Source organism: Bacillus massilinigeriensis (assembly GCF_900111815.1).
GTDB classification, from domain to species: Bacteria; Bacillota; Bacilli; order Bacillales; family Cytobacillaceae; genus Mesobacillus_C; species Mesobacillus_C mediterraneensis.
Map to the genome: position 1 here is coordinate 1 of NZ_LT630017.1, position 1,702 is coordinate 1,702.

Here is a 1,702-nt window from a genome sequence, read left to right on the forward strand (position 1 = left end):
AACAGTGCCGGCAAGATCCATTAAGAGCAGTCCGAGAAAAGAAAGCCGCTCAGCCGCCAAAGTAATCCGGACAACGAAGAAAGCAAAGCCGAAAGTGGCCAAGCGAGCCCAGCAGCCAAGAAGGAAAACCCAAACGAGGATAGAGAAGCGGGCAGGAAATTCAAATAAAGTAGGAAACTTAGACAGCCTCGATCCGCCTAAACAAAAGTCACTGGTAAAGATGGATTTGCAGAAGTTTGCTGGTCAGGGTATAGGAAAAGGAGAACAAGTATTAGATAAGGTCAAAACATATGAACAAGCTAGAAACAAGGCACTAGACCTAGCTGGAGATTTAGGATCAAACTCACAGCCATATACAGGTACGCTTAAGTCAAGTGATGGATATGGTCAAGTTGTTGGTAGGCAGTCTGCTGACGGAAAAGTAAGGTGGAGATTAGATTATGACCCTAATAAGGGTACGCATATAAATATTGAAGATTTTCGTAATGGTAAAGGGGCTAATGCTAAAAAAATCGCTATCCCATTTGAGGGCAACGAAAGCACCTTTAAATCTTTATTAAAACATTTGAATAGATAAGGGGACTTTAGATGAGTTTATTTGATGAGTGTATTGAAGCACTAGGCGAGGATGTACATGTCTTTTCTGATAATAATAGTGAGCAAATATTAAGTGATTTTGAAAGTTCATTTCCATTTGCTAAGTGGGGGCGTATTGAATGGGAGAAAATGTCTAATCATGCTGAAGTGAATACAGTCAATGAGATAATATCTTTTTTAGACCAAAACATGGATGAATACAGTAAGGTTGTTTATATAATTTGGGACGAAGGGACTTTACCTATTATTCAGTCTACTTTAGATAAAGTATTTAAAGTTATAGATGATGTTACTGCTGTAAGTTTCGATACATGGATATTTTCGCCATCTACAGGGTATGTTATTGAAATATTTCATGATGGTGAAGTAAGAGTAGGATTTAATTAAAATAGATTTAACCTTGATTGGCTTAATGCCTTTCAAGGTTTTTTAATTTAAGGCCACTGCGGTTAAAAGGCAATATGACTCTTAAATGAAAAACCTTGATGGTTAGCAAACATACTAGAATGGTTGATATAAATTTTAAAATAATCATCATACATACTACTCAAGTACGTTTAAATACGAGAATGACAAAGCTTGTAATGTTAAAGTAGAAAAAGCGAAGGTTTATTTGGTGGAGAAACCGTTACCTGTATGCTGAAGGTGACCCTGTAAATAACATCGACCCGGATGGCCTAGCGCCGAAGTGGCTAAAGAAGCTCAAGAAAGGGATTAAAAAAGCATCAAAGGCAGCCTACAATTATGCCATCGGAGATGATATCCGAACGATTAGGAGCAAGAAGACGAAGTGGTACCAAAAAGCGGGTGCAGCTGTCTTCATCGCCTCGAACTTCATTCCTGGAGGAGGGGTGGTTTCCAAGCTAGCTAAGGCAGCCTACAAAGGAACCTCAAGGGCAGTCAAGGCATATAGGACGGTCAAGAGAGTCTCCAAGAAGACATACCGTTCAACAGCCAAGCGTGTAGCCGCAAAGGTATACAAGAGGCCGAAAACAGTGCCGGCAAGATCCATTAAGAGCAGTCCGAGAAAAGAAAGCCGCTCAGCCGCCAAAGTAATCCGGACAACGAAGAAAGCAAAGCCGAAAGTGGCCAAGCGAGCCCAGCA

2 protein-coding genes and 1 pseudogene are annotated in these 1,702 nt (G+C 40.5%); all 3 read left to right on the top strand.

Translation table 11 applies throughout. From position 1 onward, the window contains the following. Window positions 1–577, top strand: a pseudogene (locus BQ5796_RS18580) (hypothetical protein); the annotation flags it as partial. 11 nt (window positions 578–588) lie between these two features. Next, complete coding sequence (locus BQ5796_RS16850; RefSeq protein ID WP_071461029.1) at window positions 589–984, top strand: CDI toxin immunity protein; 396 nt, start codon at window positions 589–591, stop codon at window positions 982–984. A 464-nt stretch (window positions 985–1,448) separates the two neighbouring features. Then, the coding region (locus BQ5796_RS16855) for a hypothetical protein (RefSeq protein ID WP_200792929.1) at window positions 1,449–1,702 on the top strand (254 nt) is incomplete at its 3' end.

Coding starts and splice junctions, on each gene's coding strand:
- BQ5796_RS16850 (WP_071461029.1), top strand. CDS start 589: ATGAGTTTATTTGATGAGTGTATTGAAGCACTAGGCGAGGATGTACAT.